Raw genomic sequence first — 18,808 nt, 5'->3', positions numbered from 1 at the left:
GGCAACCTACATGGCATTAATCCTCCACTAATCTCCACGGTGTGGTCACTACCCACGGTGTGGTCAACTACCCATGGTGTGGTTTTGCAAAACCTTGGAATAAAGCCATTCCTTAGAAACAACGGGTAGTGATGCGACCACACCGTGGGAAGTGCATGATCACCAAGTACCAATCGGTGCTGCGATGCCGTTCAACACCTTCAACAGATCGTTCGGATTGACCCCAACGGACAATCCACGCTTGCCTCCGGAGACCAAAATTTTATCGAATTGTAATGCGCTTTCGTCCAATACCGTCTTGTGATGGGTTTTCTGACCGAGCGGCGAAATGCCGCCCACCACGTATCCGGATTCGCGCATGGCCACCTTTGGATCGGCCATCGCGGCCTTCTTCGCGCCGACGGCCGCTGCCAGCGCTTTCAAGTCCATGTGGCCGCTGACCGGTACCACACCCACCACACGTTCGGAGCCGGTGTCCGCCATGAGGGTCTTGAATACCTGATGCTCATCGAAACCGAGTTTGGTGGCGGCTTCGACGCCATAGCCATCATCCATGTGGTCGTTGGAATGCTCGTATTCGTAAAGCTGAAACTCCACGCCGGCCTTCTCCAACTGCACTGTGGCGGGAGTGGAGCCGGCGCCTTTTCCGTGTTTGTTCTTCTTTGCCATAGTTTCCGTTCTACTACGAAGAAACCCCCGCGTGCGGCGGGGGTTTCTTCAGCTTAGTTCTTTAGCGAACCATTGCGGGCAGACCCGCGTGGATTCACTCGGAGATCTCAGCGAAGTACAGCAGGGTACGGATCATGTTGGAGGTGAAGCCGTACTCGTTGTCGTAGAAGGACACGGTGCGAGCCAGGGTCACGCCGTCAACGGTGTTGACGTCGGTCTGGGTCGGGTCGAAGACGCCACCGTGGGTGTCGCCGAGGATGTCGGAGGAGACGATGCCCTCATCGTTGTAGCCGTAGTAATCGGTGTTGGAGAAGGCTTCCTTGAAGGCGGCGTTGATAGCGTCAGCGGTGGTCTCGGTGTTCAGCACGGTGGTCAGCTCGGTGACGGAGCCGTCCGGGACCTGAACGCGCTGAGCGTGGCCCTGCAGCTTGCCGTTCACGGACGGAACGACCTTGCCGATGGCCTTGGCAGCGCCGGTGGAGTGAGCGATGGTGTTGATGCCAGCAGCACGCAGGTTGCGGCCGGACTTGGTGCCACGCGGGCCATCGAGCAGCATCTGGGTGCCGGTGTAAGCGTGGATGGTGGTCATGAAGCCAGCCTTGATGCCGAACTTCTCGTCCAGCAGCTTGACCATGGCGGCCATGGAGTTGGTGGTGCAGGAGCCGGCGGACACGATGTTGTCGGTCGGCTTCAGGATGGTGTGGTTCACGCCGAACACGACGGTCGGGGTGACGTCATCCTTGGCCGGAGCGGAGATCAGGACCTTCTTGGCGCCGGCGTTCAGGTGAGCCTGGGACTTCTCAGCGGAGGTGTAGAAGCCGGTGCACTCGAGCACGAACTCAACACCGTCGTTCTTGACCCACGGAATGTTGTTGGCGTCCTTCTCGGCGTAGACCTTGTATTCCTTGCCGTCCACCACGATGGAGTCCTCGGTGGCCTTCACGTCGACCGGGGTGCCGTCGTCGTGACGGAAGGTGCCGTGGGTGGAATCGTACTTCAGCAGGTAAGCCAGGGTGGCCGGGGTGGTCAGATCGTTGATGGCGGCAACTTCGATGTCACCAGCCTGGCCGCCACGAGCCTGCAGCTCGAAGATGCGACGGAAGGCGAGACGACCAATGCGACCGAAGCCGTTGATACCAATCTTAACTGTCATGTAATTCTCCCTTGTAGGGTGGCGGTAATGTGCCTTGGCACACCACGCCATTGTTTACCAACAGTTGTTACTGTAATGCCGACTGTGTACACAAAGCAACGTCTGAACGTGTGTTTTGGGCAAAAAGTTCCATTTTTTTGTGAGCGTTCACACCAATGTTCAGGCAAGCGTTGCCATGCGTTCATCGACCATGCTGCACGTCGGTGAAAACCGAACATATGCATATGGCATTAACGCACCAACAGGGTGGAAACCTTGGTATCCAATGCGCCGATGTCTCCCGAGAACTCACGGAAGCGGCGCACGGATGGCAACGTTACCTCAGCGGGGAAGGTGACGATCAGCGTGCCTTGCGCAACGCTGATCGATGCAGCCACATTATCCCGGAACTCGTTGCTCACCCCCTGCACCACGGTATTGGTGAGCGTGCCATGTTCAAGCTCATACTTCAGCCCAGGTTCGTTCACGTCAAGCGAAACATCGGAAAGGGAGAATACGGACACCATGCGGCCCGCTTCCGGAACCGGATGTGCGGCAAAGCCGAGTGCGCCATCGCAAATGGCGGTAATCACAGTCCCGTCGCCGAACAGGTAGCCGCTGGCGCCATGCTGCGCCAGCAATGCTATCAGCTGAATATTCGAGAGCGTATGGTCAACGCGTCCGCCAAGGCCTCCCCAGATGCGAAATTCACGGCATCCGGCCGCCCAGCCGATCTTCAATGCGGAGAGCATATCCGGATCATCCTTCAATGGAGGCAGCACTACGGTACGGGTTCCGGCATCCGCGGACGGACGTTCGCCCTCGAGTGAATCGAAATCGCCGACCACTACGTCCGGCGTCACATGCAAATCGCGCGTATGGTCGAGCCCGCCATCCGCGGCCACAATGGTCGCATCGGCTGGAATCAGAGCAGCATCCGGCGCTCCGTAATATTCGCCGGCACCGAAAATCACACATACCTTGGTCATGACGCCAACTGTAGCCGGTCAGCTGCTAGTCTGGCGAAACAGAACATCGACTGTGGATACATGGAAGCGGGAAGCATGGCACATATCACCGAGGCAAGCGAGAGACCGATCCTCAAATCAAAAGTCTTCCTGTATGTCACCGAATTCTTCTCCGGCATGTCGGTGATGGCTGCCGAATTAGGCGCCTCGCGTCTGCTGGCACCATATTTCTCCAGTTCGCAGATCGTGTGGACCATCATCATCGGCACCATCATGATCGCGCTGGCACTGGGCGCGGTCTTCGGCGGGCGCTGGGCGGACAAAGATCCGAATCCGGACAAGCTGTATATGCGCATCATGGTCGCGGCCGTATGGATTGCATTGATTCCGCTGGTGGGCAAGTATCTGATTCTTATCATCTCCGGCTTGCTGATCGTTACCGTGTCCACGAACTTCCTCATTATCGCGGCGTTCATCTCCTGCGCCATTATCTTTGTGCCGCCGCTGTTCCTGCTCGGCACGGTGACCGCCGGGCTCAACAAGTTCGCGACAACCTCCTTGGAAGACAACGCTTCCGTGGTGGGCAGACTCTCCGCGTGCAACACCATCGGTTCGATTTTGGGCACTTTCCTGCCCACGTTCGTTACAATTCCGGCAGTCGGCACATTCGTCAGCTTCCTGATTTTCTCCGGCGCGCTGCTGGTCATTCCACTGGTGTATTTCATCTCCATCAAGGCGCATCGGGTGGCTTGCGCGGTGTCTGCGGTGATATTCGTGATCACCAGCTGTGTCTCGCCCCTGACCGGATTCGCATTCTGGGAAACCAACCTCGCCTATGAGGGGGAGTCCATCTACAACTATCTGCAGGTCAAAAACCTCTCCGACCGCACAATCCTCTCCACCAACGTACTGTTCGGCGTGCAATCGGTGACCATGAAAGAGCCAGGATTGACCGGTATGTACTACGACACCGCGCTCGCCGCGCCGGCGCTCGCAGACAAGGCCGACTCCGCGCTGATTCTCGGCATGGGAACCGGCACCTATGCGCGCCAGCTCAAGCAGTATTACCCGGATATGACCATCACCGGTGTGGAAATCGACCAGAAGATCACCGATCTGGCCGGACGGTATTTCTCCGAACCAAGCGATGTGCCGGTCAGCACATACGACGGTCGGGCATGGCTTGCCGCCTCGCATGATTCCTACGATGTGATCATGGTCGACGCGTACCAAGACATCACCATTCCATTTCAAATGAGTTCCATAGAGTTCTTCTCGATGGTGCGCGAACATCTCAATCCCGGTGGTGTGATGGTGGTGAACATGAACATGGTTTCGGATGGCCAGGGTTCTATCAACGAAGCGCTGAGCGACACGATCGCCAGCGTGTTCGGTGCAGGCAATATGTTGACCGCCGATGTACCGAATACTACGAACCGTGAGCTGTTCGCGAAGAAATCATCGGCTGGGCAATCAGCGAGCGATATGAAGCAGGTCGCCAAGGCGGATCGTCTGCGTCAACGAACCTATGCGCGCACGTCCAGTAGTGAGCTGCAGTGGTATATGGAAAAGGTTGCCGGTCGATTCACTGCTGTACCGCAGCCGGACTCTTCCTCGACGATTTTGACGGATGATAAAGCGCCAGTGGAAGTACTCGGTATGCGTGCCATCGATCAGATCATCGCGCAGGAAGCCGGCCCATACCGCGAAATATTGCAGAAGGAAGGTATCGGCGGTCTGCTGCGTGCGGTGCAATAATGATGCAGGTGCAATGCACTTGCAAAGTGCTGGATATTGCTTGCTGACGTATAGCTGTGCGACATTGCGACACACTGACGAGCAATGTCCGGGCATATGGTACACTTTCTCTTTGGCTTGAGAAATCAAGAAAGCGGGGCAACCCCACCTGGAAACCTTTCAAGGTCTCGGGTTCAAGGCAACAGCCTAGAGATTGCTACTCAATAAGGCAATCGGAACATGTAATGCACACAGGTATTACAGCTGGATGGTCGACGTATGTCGTTTGGCCAATGTTGTCATGAATCCAATGCGTTGATGGGGATTTATGTGGACCCGCGTAGGAACATGCAGAGGATTGGAGTCATCATCAGCGACGAACCACGTATTAACGACGAGATTCGCGTCCCGCAGGTACGCCTGATCGGCCCGAAGGGCGAGCAGGTGGGCGTCATCGCGACTACTGTTGCGCTGAACCTGGCCAAGGAGGCAAACCTCGATCTCGTCGAGGTGGCACCGAACGCGAAGCCTCCGGTCGCCAAGCTCATCGACTACGGCAAGTTCAAGTACAACGAGAAGATCAAGGCTCGTGAAGCTCGCCGCAATCAGAGCACCGCGGAAATCAAGGAAATTCGTTTCCGTCTCAAGATTGACGATCACGACTTCGACGTGAAGAAGGGCCATGTGACCCGCTTCCTGAACGGTGGCGATAAGGTCAAGGTGACCATTATGCTGCGCGGTCGTGAGATTTCCCGCCCGATTGGCGGTGTTGAGTTGCTGCAGCGCTTGGCTGACGATGTCGAGGAGTTCGGCACCGTGGAATCCAAGCCGAAGCAGGAGGGCCGCAACATCATCATGACCCTCGCGCCGAAGGGTAAGAAGGTGCACACCCAGTCTGAGCAGCGTCGTCGCGGAGCTGAATCCCGCGCCGAACGTCAGGCTCGTCAGGCTGCACGTCTTGCCGCCAAGCAGGAGGCTCAGGCACAGGCCGCAGCCGATGCCAAGGCCTCGATTTCTCCCCAGACTTCCGATATGAAGAAGCAAACCAGCAAGGAGGGCAGCAATGCCGAAGATGAAAACTAATTCCGCCGCTTCCAAGCGCGCTCGTATCACCGGCTCCGGCAAGGTGATGCAGGTCGGTTCCGCCATGCGCCACAACCTCGAGCACAAGTCCGCTCGCAAGCGTCGCGCTCTGTCCGCTGACGCTGTGCTGCGCGGTGGCCAGGCTAAGAAGCTGAAGCAGCTTCTGCAGAAGTGAGCTTAGGGCTTACACGGATAATAAAGACTTTTTAGAAAGCTGAGGAATAGATTATGGCACGTGTCAAGCGCGCAGTGAACGCACACAAGAAGCGTCGCGTTGTTCTCGAGAGGGCTTCCGGTTACCGCGGTCAGCGTTCCCGTCTGTACCGCAAGGCCAAGGAACAGCTGCTGCACTCCTTTAACTACAACTTCCGCGACCGCAAGGCTCGCAAGGGTGACTTCCGCAAGCTGTGGATCCAGCGTATCAACGCTGCCGTCCGCGCTGAGGGCATCACTTACAACCGCTTCATCCAGGGCCTGCACCTTGCTGGCATCGAACTGGATCGTCGTGCTCTGGCCGAGCTGGCTGTCTCCGATCCTGAGACCTTCAAGACCATCGTTGAGGCTGCCAAGGCTGCTCTGCCTGAGGACATCAACGCTCCCGCCGAGGCGTGAAACAGACAATCCAGTGGATTGTCTGTAGCCGAGGTGAGCAGCTATGCTGCGAAGGACGCGTGAAACGCGTCAGGCCTGAGGCTGATAGTTCAGTGGATTGATACTATGAATGAAACCCCGCTATTTGGCGGGGTTTCGTCGTATATAAGGTTCATGAGATTCTACAACCTTGGTTACTCCAACTGGAAAGAACCGCATGACCATACCGAGCCGTTTTTCCGATTACCATAAAACACCATGACCAGCAGCTTCAGCAAACTTACCGAGCAGTTTCTCGTGCATATCGGCGTGGAGCGAGGACTTGCCGATGCCACAGTGCGGGCGTACGAATCAGACATCGCCAAGTATGTGGACTGGCTGCAAACCAAAGGCATTGAACATCCTGAGGCCATCACTCGGCAGGATGTTGAGGACTATGTTGCCGCGCTTGATGCGGCGGGGGAGTCGGCTCGATCCAAGGCACGTAGATTGGCGTCATTGCATGAGTTTCATCGATTCGCGCTGGCCCAACATGTGGTTGCCGATGATGTTTCTGCGCCTGTCAAAGCACCCAAGGGCGCGTCCACCCTCCCCGACGTGCTGAGCGTGGATGAAGTGGCACGATTGTTGGACGCGGCTGCGGTCGGCGGCTCGAACGATCCGGTGGTGCTGCGCAACAAGGCATTGCTGGAATTCATGTATGCCACCGGATGCCGTGTATCGGAGGCTGCCGGGGCCAATCTTGAAGATATCGACCTGGATGAGCGCGTGGCTCGATTGATGGGCAAAGGCTCAAAGCAGCGGCTGGTGCCGATAGGCAGCTACGCCTGCATGGCATTGCATGCGTACCTTGAGCAGGCGCGTGGCGAACTCGAACGTCGTTCCACTGCCGCGGTGCCTGAACGCCGAGCGGTATTCCTCAACAAGCGCGGCCGAAGGATTTCCCGACAATCCATTTGGGAGGTCGTCAAGGATGCCGGTCAGCGCGCCGGCATCACACGGCCATTGCATCCGCATACGTTACGCCATTCGTTCGCCACGCATCTCATCCAAGGTGGCGCGGATGTGCGTACCGTGCAGGAGCTGTTGGGCCACGCCAGCGTGACCACTACGCAGATCTACACCCATGTGAGTCCCGAGCATTTGATTGAGGCGTATCTGTCTTCTCATCCGCGTGCCAGATGAGTAGTAATTGAGTAGTAATTGAGTAGTAATTCGCAGTTTTCGTCCGTATGTACGCGCAAATAACCAGTGGTGCGCGAACATACGGAGGTTTTCATGCCCAAAATCGTCCGTATGTACGCGCAGCCTTCATGATTGCGCGTACATACGGACGCTGAGACGGGCTCCTCAACCGTTTCCTGTCATCAATTGGGCGGTATCCCTGAGAGAGTAGGCTATAAACAGTTGGTGATACCGATGGAGGGGCGCAGAACGACGATGGAAGACTGGCGTGATGACCGAATGACGGTCGACGGTTTCAGGCAAGGGACTTTGCCTATGGCCGGAACGTATGTCGTTGCACCACAGACAGTGGAAGATGTTGATAAGGTAAACAGTATGCCTACCGATTTGCTTGGACGTGAATATGAGACCTTCCCCGCTCCCGAACCGTTGCAGCAGCATGGCCCGGCCAGGGTCATCGCCATGTGCAACCAGAAGGGCGGCGTAGGCAAAACCACCAGTTCCATCAATATTGCCGGCGCGCTTGCCCAGTACGGCCGTCGTGTGTTGATCGTCGATTTCGACCCGCAGGGTGCCGCCACCGTGGGTCTCGGCATCAATGCGAACGCTGTTGACAACACCATCTACACGGCATTGTTCGATATCTCCGTCGACCCGCATGATGTGGTGCAGCACACGGCGTTCGAGAACATCGACATCATCCCCGCGAACATTGATCTTTCGGCTGCCGAAGTGCAACTGGTCACCGAAGTGGGCCGTGAGCAGATTCTGAACGGTGTGCTGCGCAAGCTTAAGAACGAGTACGATCTGATCATCGTGGATTGCCAGCCTTCACTCGGCCTGCTCACCGTCAACGCGCTGACCGCGGCTGATGGTGTGATCATTCCCGTGGCAGCCGAGTTCTTCGCGCTGCGTGGCGTGGCGCTGCTGATGCAGTCCATAGAAAAGGTGCAGTCCCGCATCAATCCGTCGCTGGAAGTCGATGGCGTACTGGTCACCATGTACACCAACACACTGCATTGCGAGGAAGTCTGCCAGCGCATCTACGAGGCGTTCAAGGACAAGGTCTTCCACACGTGCATCTCCCGCTCGATTAAACTGCCGGATTCCACAGTGGCTGCGGCTCCTATCGTGATTTATGCGCCGGGGCACAAGACCGCCAAGGAATACCGCGAGGTGGCTCGCGAGATGGTCGCACGCGGTGTAGTGGCGTAGCCGCTCGTGTGACCCATGGCAACCCCATAGCAACCCATAGTGATGCATAGTGTCTGGCAATCAAGACGACAGGGCATGAGTCGGATGGTGCGATGATGAGCGATGCAGATCTTCCCCTCACACCATCCGAATCCGTTGAAGCGGCAGGAACCTCCAAATTCCATGTGAATCTGGAGGTGTATTCCGGCCCGTTCGACGTGCTGTTGGGGCTGATCGCCAACAATAAGCTTGAAATCACCGAAGTATCACTGTCTTCGATCACCGAAGAGTTCCTGGCGTATGTGCGCGGACTCGACTTCACCAAGAACATGGATGAAGCCAGCGCGTTCTTGGACATCGCCTCCATATTGGTCGAGGCGAAAAGCGCGGCCATTCTGCCCCGCAACGAGGAGATGAGCCAAGCCGACGAGCAAAGTCTGCAGGCGCTGCGCGAACGTGATCTGCTCTTCGCTCGACTGATTCAATACCGCGCCTACAAGCAGGCTGCCTCTGATTTCCGCGCGCGAATGGCGCAAAACTCCGGCCGTTTCGCGCATCCGGCATATATGGACGAGGCCATGTCCCGTATGCTGCCGGAACTGGTGTGGACCATGCAACCCACTGATTTGGCCAAGCTTGCCGCGCAGGTGATCGCGAACGCGCCAGCAACCGAGGTTTCCGTACATCAACTGCATGTGCCTTTGGTCGATTTGCGCGCACAGTCCGCACTGGTCAGAGAGCGTCTGATGGCAGCGCTCAACCATGGCGGCGAGCACAGTGCCGTATCGTTCGCCGAATTGACTGCCGATTGCACCAGCCGGCTGCAGATAGTCGCGCGATTTATGGCGGTACTCATGTTCTTTAAGCAGGGAGTGTTGCAATACCGCCAAAGCGGACCGTTTGCAGAACTGCAATTGCGATGGGTTTCCGGCGTGGACGATGCCATGAGCGATGTGGACATATCCGAAGGAGATTTTGCCTGATGAGCGATGAGCAAGCTACTACGGCGGATTTCGCTGTTGATGATTTTCCTGGTGGATTGCCGGCAGCGATCGAGGCGATACTGATGGTTGCTGATCAGCCGCAGAATTCCAAGGATATTGCACGCGTGCTGGGCGTTGAGGATGCCCTTGTGGAGCGGACGCTGCTGCAATTGCAGGCGGAGTACGCGGGGGAGGGGGCAACTCGCCCACGTGGATTTGAGCTGCGATGCACTGCGCGAGGATGGCAGTTCGCCAATCGCGCGGTGTTCGAGCCGGTGGTTTCGGCGTTCGTCACCGATGGTCAGACCGCACGCTTGAGCCAAGCGGCATTGGAGGCGCTTGCGATTGTGGCATATCGTCAGCCGGTTACGCGTGCGCAGGTCGCCGCGATTCGCGGAGTCAATTCAGACGGTGTGATTCGATCCTTGAGCATTCACGGGCTGATTAAGGAGCAAGGTGTCGATCCTGAATCGCGGGCGGCATTGCTGGTGACTTCCACATTGTTCCTGGAGCGTATGGGATTGGATTCGTTGGATCAGCTGCCGTCTCTGGCACCGTTCCTGCCTCCGGAGGCCGAAATGACACGGCTCGCGAATGCGCGCGAAGACATGGAGACATTGGAGTCGCCCGTGGTGCCCGAGACAGCTATGGTACCCGAAGCATCCGCAGCGTCCGAAGCGTGAACGAATCCACTAGTTATAGTCATAATGACTAAAACTAGTGCTATGCTCAGAGTCTTGAGGGAAGGCTCCGCGAGATGCCGCCCGAGCAATCGCCTGCACTACCGCAGGCGCAACATCCTAGGGTAGGAGGCTCACTATGGGATTCGGCAACGTGTCCGAGCGTCGCAGTGCGCCGCCTCAAGTAGGAGTGTCTGTGGTGATTCTGGCGTTGGGGCCGGCGCAGTCCGCTGACCAGAGCGCTCGGAACCTTGGGCAGGGTAATCCAGTGGGCAACGTCAGCGCAGACGATACTGCCAGCGCAACAGGTCGCCCACAGCTCTGGCTGCCCTTGGTCAAGCGCGTACGCCAACCATTCCTCGGCTCTTGGGCGCTGCCCGGCGGTCACCTGCGCTCCGATCGTTCACTCGAACAGTCAGCGTTCGAAGCATTGGAATCAACTACAGCGTTGCATCCGCGGTATCTCGAACAGCTCTACACCTTCGGCGATCCCGATCGCTCCCATGGTGGCCTGCCCATGGTGTCCATCGTGTACTGGGCGTTGGTGGAACAGAGTGAAGCGGCTGGTTTCGAGGATGGCGACAACGTGCGCTGGTTCCCGGAAAACGGTTTGCCGACGCTCGCCTTCGACCACCGGACCATCATCGAATACGCGCTGGAACGGTTGCGTTCCAAAATCGAATATTCGGATGTGGCCACCAGACTGCTCGGCCCCACTTTCACGCTGCGTCAGCTGCATGATGTGTACGAGGCCATCGCCGGTCAGACCATCGATTTGGCGAACTTCCGCCGCAAAATGCTCGCTTCGGGAGATCTGGAAGATACCGGAACCAAACGACGCGAAGGCAGACAACGTCCGGCCGCCGTCTACCGGTACGCACCCAAGGATTCCGCTGTGGAGAACGCATCCCATCATGTTGGCGTCACGGAGTTATTCGCGGCGCGGCATGATCACAAGCGAATAGCCGAATCACCCACGCATCATGATGCCGAGCATCGTGATGCGCTGTCTGCGCTGATTCCCTCGGCTCACGAATAAAGAAATGCTGCTGCGGTGCACGATGTGCCGGCGAATGAGCCAGTGCGCAATCGAATTTGGGCAATTGCGAGCAGCACAACAATCAAGAGAAGAAGGTTCACTATGAGTGACACCAAGGAGAAGAGCTCCGCGCTCTCCGTGGAGGAGCAGGGCATCGACACCATCGCCGAGTCCGACCGCCACGGCAGTCCGAAGGACCTGTTCTGGCCCTGGTTCGCCGCCAACATTTCCGTACTCGCCATGTCGTACGGCGCGTGGGCGCTCGGCTTCGGCATCTCGTTCTGGCAGGCCACGCTTGCCGCGATTCTGGGCATTGTCGTCTCGTTCCTGCTGGTGGGCATCGTCTCCATCGCCGGTAAGCGCGCCAACGCGCCGACCATGGTCATCACCCGCGCCACGTTCGGTGTGGAAGGCGCCAAAGTGCCGTCCGTGCTGAGCTGGATCGCCACGCTCGGCTGGGAAATCTCCCTGACCACCACCGCCGTGCTGGCGCTCGCCTCCACATTCCAGCGTCTCGGCTGGGGCTCCGGCGCCGCGCCGAAGATCATCTCCACCATCATCGTGGTTGGTCTGGTGGTTGTGGCCGGCATCTTCGGCTATGACCTCATCATGAAGGCGCAGCAGGCCATCACCATCATCAGCGGCGTGGTGACCATCGGATTCCTGATCCTCGGCTGGTCACACATTGATTTCGCCGCAGTCGGCGCGTCGCAGGCCGGTTCCGCTCCGGCGGTGCTGGGCGCATTCCTGTTCGTCATGACCGGCTTCGGCCTGGGCTGGGTGAACGTGGCCGCCGATTACTCCCGTTATCTGCCGCGTAAATCCTCCAATGCCGGCATCGTCTTCTGGTCCACATTTGGTGCCTCGCTGGCTCCGGTGCTGCTGGTGATCTACGGTGGCCTGCTCGCCGTCTCCAACCAGAAGCTCTCCGACGCCGTGGGCAACGATCCGATTGGTGCCATGGCTTCGATTCTGCCGACCTGGTACCTTGTGCCGTTCACGCTCGTGGCTGTGCTCGGCCTTATGTCCGGTGCCATCATGGACAACTATTCCAACGGTCTGGCCCTGCTGAGCTTCGGCATCAAGCTGCCGCGCGTGGCCGCCGCCGGCCTGACCGCAGCACTGACCGTGCTCGGCGTGGTGTACGTGACCTTCTTCTCCGACACATTCATCGGCCCATTCCAAGGCTTCCTGATTACCCTCGGCGTGCCGATGGCCGTGTGGACCGGCCTGTTCATCGCCGATGTGCTGCTGCGCAAGCAGGACTACAACACCGAAGACCTGTACAAGGCCGAAGGCCGTTACGGCGCATGGAACGTGAAGTCCCTGGTGATTCTCGTGGTCGGCACGCTGCTCGGCTGGGGTCTTGTGGTCAACACGTCCGCCAGCTGGCTCGAATGGCAGGGCTACTTCCTCGGCATCTTCGGCGGCAAGGATGGTGCTTGGGCATCCGCCAACCTCGGCGTGATTGTGGCATTGGTTATCGGCTTCGTGGGCGCACTGATTTTCCAGCGTGGTGACATTGCCGCTCAGGAAGCACAGGATAAGGAGAACTAATTATGACTGTTCCATCCGATGAATGGCTGGTCGTCATCGACCGCCAGAAGGTGTTCGCTGAGTCCGACTGGTCCGATTGGGCCTGTCCGGACGGTTCCTTCCATACCACGGATGCTGCGTTCAAAGCCTTGGCAGAAGCCTATGGCGACCACGTGGTCTATACCCGGTACGTGGCGCCAACGCCTGCCAAGGATGCATGGGTGGATTACTTCAAGGACTGGCCGCAGTTCCTCGTGCCGCCGGACGATCCGATGTATGACCTGACGGAGGACACCGCCGCTCTGGCTGCTGGTCATCCCATCGTCAGCCTTGCCACATTCGGCAAATGGGGTAGCGAGCTCGCCGCAGCCATCGAGGGCGCCAAGAAGATCACCGTGTGCGGCGTCGCCACCGACTGCTGCGTCATCACCACGGCACTTGCCGCAGCCGATGCCGGCGTTGCCGTGCGCGTCGCCGCGGACGCCTGCCAAGGTTCCAGCCCCGAGAATCACCAACGTGCACTCGACACAATGGCACTGTTCGCACCGCTCATCACCATCACCGATTCCGCTGCAATCCTCGGCTGATTGCCGCACGCATGATTGATCGCAAAAGCCTGCACTTGCTGACCTACGGCAAGTGCAGGCTTTTTGCATGATGCGCAAGGTCAAGCCATGCCGGTACACTCGTGACGGTTTGTGTGTAAGTACAGGGAAACAAAACCCACTAGATAAGTACATAAGTACGCAAGTACCGAACGATTACGCAAAAGAATCAGTATTAAGAGAGGTTTCGATGGCGGTTCGTGGAGATATCCGTAATGTGGCTATTGTGGCTCACGTCGATCACGGCAAGACCACGCTGGTCAATGCCATGCTTCAGCAGTCACACGTGTTCAACGAGCGTGAGGAAGTTCCGGATCGTGTGATGGACTCCAACGATCTCGAACGCGAGAAGGGCATCACCATTCTCGCCAAGAACACGGCTGTGGAATACACCGGCCCGCTGGCCGCCAAGTACGGTCACCCGGACGGCATCACCCTGAACATCATCGACACCCCTGGCCACGCCGATTTCGGCGGTGAGGTGGAGCGTGGTATCTCCATGGTCGACGGCGTCGTGCTGCTCGTGGACGCTTCCGAAGGCCCGCTGCCGCAGACCCGTTTCGTGCTGCGTAAGGCTCTGGAAGCCAAGCTGCCGGTCATCCTGTGCGTGAACAAGGTCGACCGCCCGGACGCCCGTATCGACGAGGTCGTCTCCGAATCCACCGATCTGCTGCTCGGCCTCGCTCAGGACGTTGTCGAGGAAGGCATCGACCTCGATCTCGACCACCTGCTTGATCTGCCGGTGGTCTACTGCGCGGCCAAGGCCGGTTACGCCTCCACCAACCAGCCGGAGAACGGCGCTCTGCCGGACAACGACAACCTCGAACCGCTGTTCGAAGACATCATCAAGTACATTCCGGCTCCGGAATACGAGGAAGGCGCCCCGCTGCAGGCTCACGTGGCCAACATCGACTCCTCCGACTTCCTCGGCCGACTCGGTCTGGTCCGCATCTACAACGGCACCCTCGAGAAGGGCAAGACCTACGGTCTGAGCCGTGTGGACGGCTCCATCGAGAACTTCCGCGTGGCTGAACTGCTGCGCACCCAGGGTCTCGAGCGTACCCCTGTGGCCTCCGCTGGTCCTGGCGACATCGTGGCAGTCGCTGGCGTGAACGACATCATGATCGGCGAAACCATCGTGGACCCCAACGATCCGAAGCCGCTGCCGCTGATCCACGTCGATGATCCGGCCATCTCCATGACCTTCGGCGTCAACGATTCCCCGCTGGCCGGCACCGAAGGCAAGGATCACAAGCTCACCGCCCGCATGATCAAGGATCGTCTGGACCGCGAGCTCATCGGTAACGTGTCCATCAAGGTGCTGCCCACCGACCGTCCTGACGCATGGGAGGTTCAGGGCCGTGGCGAGCTGGCACTGGCCGTGCTGGCTGAGCAGATGCGTCGTGAAGGCTACGAGCTGACCGTCGGCCGCCCGCAGGTGGTCACCAAGAAGATCGACGGTGTGGTCAACGAGCCTATGGAAAGCACCACCATCGACGTGCCGGAAGAATACATGGGTACCGTCACTCAGCTGATGGCCGACCGTAAGGGACGCATGGACTACATGTCCAACCACGGTTCCGGCTGGGTGCGTCTGCAGTTCACCGTGCCGTCCCGTGGTCTGATCGGCTTCCGCACCGCTCTGCTGTCCGCCACCCGCGGCACCGGCATCGCATCCTCCATCTCCGCCGGCTACGCTCCGTGGGCCGGCCAGATTGTGACCCGCCAGAACGGTTCCATGGTCTCCGACCGTCAGGGCGTGGCCACTCCGTACGCCATGCAGCGTCTGCAGGCTCGTGGCAACTTCTTCGTCGAGCCGCAGTCCCCGGTCTACGAAGGCCAGGTTGTGGGCGTGAACAACAAGCCTGACGAGCTGGATGTGAACATCACGCTGGCCAAGCACATGACCAACATGCGTTCCTCCACCGCTGACGTGCTGGAAACCCTGACCCCGCCGATCAAGATGAGCCTCGAGGAGTCCCTGGACTTCGCCAACGAGGACGAGTGCGTGGAAGTGACCCCGGAGTCCATCCGCGTGCGCAAGATCATCCTCGGCCGCGAAGATTGGTACAAGTGGCGCGCCAAGCAGCGTCGTCAGAACAATCAAACTAAGTAGTTTGATTGTTCTGACGACGCTGCCTTCGCGGATGCCCTATGGTGGCATCCGCTCACCTCGGCTACGAACAGTCCACTGGACTGTTCGTTTAACGCCTCGGCATCGTCAGAACCAGAACAACAAGTAGTGTGATTGTTCAGTAATTGCTTTGGCTCTCCTCACTGTGAGGGGAGCCAAACTTATACTGGAGCGGATGAACGTGAATGATAACGAATCCCAGCCGTGGTCACACAGGCAAAGCGCGCTGGTCAAATCATTGATTACTATCGCAGCCGGCGCGCTTGCCGCGTTTGTGGGAACCTTTGCGCATCGCATGGGCGCGGATATGAACATTCCATACGGATTGGCATTGGCGTTCCTGCTGATTATCCTCTCCACATGGTGTGCACGTGCGCGTTTGGGCACGATTGGCTTGGCGCTGCATCTCATCGCCTCATCGATGACCGCATGGGGAATGGCGATGACCACGACCTCCGGCAACGCGCTTATCGTGGCTGGATTCCAAGGCAATATGCCATATTTCACCCAGCACGCCGGGTATATCTGGTTGTATGGGCTTGTAGCGGTACAGGTTATTATGCTGATGGTTCCCAGCCGGTGGTTCACCATTCCCGCCAAGCGCCGGCAGTAGTGTATGCCATACAGGTTCAGTCTCATATGCTCGGCGTGCGGCCCCTCGCGCGCTACTTTCCGGGGATTGCGTCGCGCTGATGTGCCGTATACGCTGCTTTCCGGGGAATCCGTCGTTAAGTGGCGAGATTTCGCTCATTTTTCGCTGCTTTCCGGGGAATCCGTCGCACGGAGGGGACTTATGCGCTACTTTCCGGGGATTGCGTCGCGTAGGGATGCTTAAAACGACGGTTTCCTGGGAATCCGTCGCAGACTTTGCGGTTGAACCGCTACCATAGAACGTTATGGCGCGCATACAACTGTATTATCTTGGTCCGGAAGGTACCTTCACCCATCAGGCGGCAATGACGGCTGCCGAACAGTTCGCTCCCATGGCGGATTTTGATCTCATCCCATTGCCGGATGTGCCCTCGATTATGGAAGCTGTGCAATCCCGCCAAGGCTGGGGCGTGATTGCTTGGGAGAACAATGTTGAAGGCTATGTGGTGCCGAATCTGGATGCGCTGATCGACGCTACCGATGTTGCAGGCTTCGCACGCGTCAGCGTGGATGTGGCGTTCAACGCGTTCACTGTCAAAGGTCACGCCATCTACGACTGTACCGGCGAGCCGGTGAGCGCGCATCCGCATGGTCTCGCACAGTGCACGAAGTTCATCGCCAAGCATCATCTCAAACCCAAGGCAGCCTCCTCCAATGCCGCCGCGTGCCGTGATCTGCAGCCCGGCCAAGTGGCGCTCGGCCCCAGCATTTGCGGCAAACTCTACAATCTTGACGTGCTCGGCGAACGGGTGCAGGATTTCGACGGTGCCAGGACCGATTTTCTGGTCATCGCCCCGCGTGATGTAGTCCAGGAGCTCAACGCACGCGCCCAACATAGTGACGCCACCGACTTCGAAACCATCATCACCTTCATCCCATTGGCCACAGGGCCGGGCGTCGTGGCGAACATTCTGGATATTCTTCGTGTCGCCGGTTTGAACATGACCAGTTTCATATCCCGTCCAATCAAAGGGCATGATGGCACCTATAGCTTCATCGACACGTTGGATGCCGCGCCTTGGGAGCCCCGATTCCAGAAAGTATTGGAAATCTTGGCCATGAAGGGCATCTGGATGAAGACTCTGGCCGTCTATCCTCGCCGTGACCGCCCGAATCCGCCTGTTGATGCGTGGATGCTCCCCAAGGGAGGCATCCATATTGACGAAGAGCATGCGCCTGAAGGATGGCAGCACACTGAGAGCGTAAGAAAGGAACTGTTGTGGTAGATACCGTGGGCATTGTAGGACTTGGCCTTATCGGCGGATCGCTGGCCAGGCGTTTAGTCAGGCGTGGTGTGCGCGTTGTGGCATGGAACCACCGGTCGCATCCCTACGCTCAGGCGGAAGCCGACGGCATCTACTGCAAAAGTACGCTGGCCGAGCTGATGAGCGCTGAACCAGATGTGGTGGTGCTGTGCAATCCGTTAAAGGCCATGCCTTCCATTCTTGCTGAATTGAAGCCGCTGCTGGCCAAGTCGCCGCGTACCACGCTGACCGATGTTGGTTCGGTCAAAGGCATGGTTCGCGATCAGGTCAAAGCCGCAGGATTGGGGGAGTGCTATGTAGGCGCTCATCCGATGGCAGGCAACGAGCTTTCCGGCTGGCAGGCAGCAGACCCGCATCTCTACGATGATGCGCTATGGGCTGTGACCGTGGACGAGGACACGGCATACCAACGTTTCTATACGGTGGCTTCTCTGATCACGCATGACGTAGCCAATCGAATCATTGTGCTGGACGATGAAACGCATGACAAAGGCGCTGCGATGATCTCGCATATGCCGCACGTGGTGTCCACGGCGTTGATCAACGAGCTTGTGGCCAACCCCGATCGTAACGTCGCCGCAGCATTGTCCGCCGGTTGTTGGCGTGATATGACGCGCGTGGCACTCACCGATCCCGATCGTACGCGAGCCATGGTCGAGGAGGATGCCTTGAACGTGGAGATTCTGCTACGTCGTATGGCCGCGCAGCTTACCGCCGTCGCCGATCAACTGCATAACGGTGATGCTGCGGCGACAAAGCAGTTCTTTGCCGCCGGGGACCCGTTCCGCCGGTACAAGAGCGCGGTTGCCGCGCCTGATGCATCATTCGCGCGCCAAGAGCTTGAAGTTCCTGAGCGAGGATGGCAGCAGACACTACTGTTCTCAGCTCGGCGAGGCGAGGCGATTACCGGTTTCATCAATCCTCGCCAAGCCATCATCGAACTGCGTCCGGCAATATAATCCGGCGATATAATCCGGCAATCTCATACCGCGAAATATCGGCGTTGCGCACAATACTGGCGTACAGTGGAAACTGTGATTGCTGTACGCCAGAGTCGATGTATATGCGTCGCACAGATGAGGGGATGATTATCATGACCTTACCAAGACAGATTCCGGTAGGCGCTCGCGTAGTGGTGCGCATCACCGATGGTGTGGATCCGGCGGATGGTCGCATGAAATTCCGTGATTATGTGGGTCACGTGACCTCATGGGATGGCTACACATTGGAGATGGTGCGCGATCCAGCCGCCAACGGCTCGCGCCCAGCACAGAATGTAACCATCCATCAGGAGCAGATCGCCACACTAAAGCCGGTTCCCGAACGCCCAAAGCATCAGCCGCGTCCGTGACGGTC

Annotated in this window: 19 protein-coding genes; 16 read left to right on the top strand and 3 right to left on the bottom strand. The window is 58.2% G+C overall.

What is annotated here, in order from left to right:
• Window positions 1–159 precede the first annotated feature (159 nt).
• The 3 genes from ybaK to JS530_RS08455 form a co-directional block, all read right to left on the bottom strand.
• Complete coding sequence (gene ybaK / locus JS530_RS08465) at window positions 160–669, bottom strand: Cys-tRNA(Pro) deacylase (RefSeq protein WP_214376734.1); 510 nt, start codon at window positions 667–669, stop codon at window positions 160–162.
• A gap of 94 nt (window positions 670–763) precedes the next feature.
• Window positions 764–1,822 (bottom strand): type I glyceraldehyde-3-phosphate dehydrogenase, encoded by a 1,059-nt coding sequence (gene gap / locus JS530_RS08460; protein WP_214376733.1) that lies wholly within the window; start codon window positions 1,820–1,822, stop codon window positions 764–766.
• A gap of 230 nt (window positions 1,823–2,052) precedes the next feature.
• The gene (locus JS530_RS08455) at window positions 2,053–2,790 is read right to left on the bottom strand and encodes a thiamine diphosphokinase (protein WP_214376732.1); all 738 of its coding nucleotides are present in this window, start codon (window positions 2,788–2,790) and stop codon (window positions 2,053–2,055) included.
• Window positions 2,791–2,865: 75 nt separating this feature from the next.
• Between JS530_RS08455 and JS530_RS08450 the strand changes: the two genes are divergently transcribed.
• The 16 genes from JS530_RS08450 (at window position 2,866) to JS530_RS08375 (ending at window position 18,803) form a co-directional block, all read left to right on the top strand.
• Entirely contained in the window at window positions 2,866–4,527 is a 1,662-nt protein-coding gene (locus JS530_RS08450) for a spermidine synthase (protein ID WP_240541158.1), read from the top strand.
• Window positions 4,528–4,854: 327 nt separating this feature from the next.
• On the top strand, window positions 4,855–5,589 hold the full coding sequence (gene infC / locus JS530_RS08445; protein WP_101624994.1) for a translation initiation factor IF-3: 735 nt from the start codon (window positions 4,855–4,857) through the stop codon (window positions 5,587–5,589).
• On the top strand, window positions 5,570–5,764 hold the full coding sequence (gene rpmI, locus JS530_RS08440) for a 50S ribosomal protein L35 (protein WP_033890065.1): 195 nt from the start codon (window positions 5,570–5,572) through the stop codon (window positions 5,762–5,764). The genes infC and rpmI overlap by 20 nt, the downstream gene beginning before the upstream one ends.
• A 53-nt stretch (window positions 5,765–5,817) precedes the next feature.
• Window positions 5,818–6,201 carry a 50S ribosomal protein L20 gene (rplT, locus tag JS530_RS08435; protein WP_214376731.1) on the top strand — a complete coding sequence of 128 codons (384 nt, stop codon included), beginning with the start codon at window positions 5,818–5,820 and terminating at the stop codon, window positions 6,199–6,201.
• 237 nt (window positions 6,202–6,438) lie between these two features.
• Window positions 6,439–7,365, top strand: coding sequence for a site-specific tyrosine recombinase XerD (gene xerD / locus JS530_RS08430; RefSeq protein WP_214376730.1), 927 nt, complete (start codon window positions 6,439–6,441; stop codon window positions 7,363–7,365).
• Window positions 7,366–7,740: 375 nt separating this feature from the next.
• Entirely contained in the window at window positions 7,741–8,580 is an 840-nt protein-coding gene (locus JS530_RS08425) for a ParA family protein (protein WP_044088912.1), read from the top strand.
• A 92-nt stretch (window positions 8,581–8,672) separates the two neighbouring features.
• Window positions 8,673–9,542 carry a segregation and condensation protein A gene (locus tag JS530_RS08420; protein ID WP_214376729.1) on the top strand — a complete coding sequence of 290 codons (870 nt, stop codon included), beginning with the start codon at window positions 8,673–8,675 and terminating at the stop codon, window positions 9,540–9,542.
• Window positions 9,542–10,225: an SMC-Scp complex subunit ScpB gene (gene scpB, locus JS530_RS08415; RefSeq protein ID WP_240541157.1), complete on the top strand. Its 684-nt coding sequence runs from the start codon at window positions 9,542–9,544 to the stop codon at window positions 10,223–10,225. Before JS530_RS08420 ends, scpB begins: the two co-directional genes overlap by 1 nt.
• Before the next feature lie 136 nt (window positions 10,226–10,361).
• A complete protein-coding gene (locus JS530_RS08410; protein WP_214376727.1) occupies window positions 10,362–11,261 on the top strand; it encodes an NUDIX hydrolase in 900 nt (299 codons plus the stop codon).
• 102 nt (window positions 11,262–11,363) lie between these two features.
• On the top strand, window positions 11,364–12,818 hold the full coding sequence (locus tag JS530_RS08405) for a purine-cytosine permease family protein (protein ID WP_214376726.1): 1,455 nt from the start codon (window positions 11,364–11,366) through the stop codon (window positions 12,816–12,818).
• 2 nt (window positions 12,819–12,820) lie between these two features.
• Window positions 12,821–13,384, top strand: a complete 564-nt coding sequence (locus JS530_RS08400) for an isochorismatase family protein (protein WP_214376725.1) — start codon at window positions 12,821–12,823, stop codon at window positions 13,382–13,384.
• A gap of 208 nt (window positions 13,385–13,592) precedes the next feature.
• Window positions 13,593–15,518, top strand: coding sequence for a translational GTPase TypA (gene typA, locus JS530_RS08395; protein ID WP_214376724.1), 1,926 nt, complete (start codon window positions 13,593–13,595; stop codon window positions 15,516–15,518).
• Window positions 15,519–15,711: 193 nt separating this feature from the next.
• Window positions 15,712–16,149, top strand: a complete 438-nt coding sequence (locus JS530_RS08390; RefSeq protein WP_214376723.1) for an alcohol dehydrogenase — start codon at window positions 15,712–15,714, stop codon at window positions 16,147–16,149.
• A gap of 283 nt (window positions 16,150–16,432) precedes the next feature.
• A complete protein-coding gene (locus tag JS530_RS08385) occupies window positions 16,433–17,413 on the top strand; it encodes a prephenate dehydratase (RefSeq protein ID WP_214376722.1) in 981 nt (326 codons plus the stop codon).
• A complete protein-coding gene (locus tag JS530_RS08380; RefSeq protein ID WP_214376721.1) occupies window positions 17,407–18,411 on the top strand; it encodes a prephenate dehydrogenase in 1,005 nt (334 codons plus the stop codon). The genes JS530_RS08385 and JS530_RS08380 overlap by 7 nt, the downstream gene beginning before the upstream one ends.
• A gap of 134 nt (window positions 18,412–18,545) precedes the next feature.
• Window positions 18,546–18,803 carry a DUF6725 family protein gene (locus tag JS530_RS08375; protein ID WP_214376720.1) on the top strand — a complete coding sequence of 86 codons (258 nt, stop codon included), beginning with the start codon at window positions 18,546–18,548 and terminating at the stop codon, window positions 18,801–18,803.
• Window positions 18,804–18,808 lie beyond the last annotated feature (5 nt).

It is taken from the genome of Bifidobacterium colobi (assembly GCF_018555455.1).
Lineage (GTDB): Bacteria > Actinomycetota > Actinomycetes > Actinomycetales > Bifidobacteriaceae > Bifidobacterium > Bifidobacterium colobi.
Note: the sequence above shows the minus strand (reverse complement) of the source record. Positions and strands in the feature narration are given on the sequence as shown.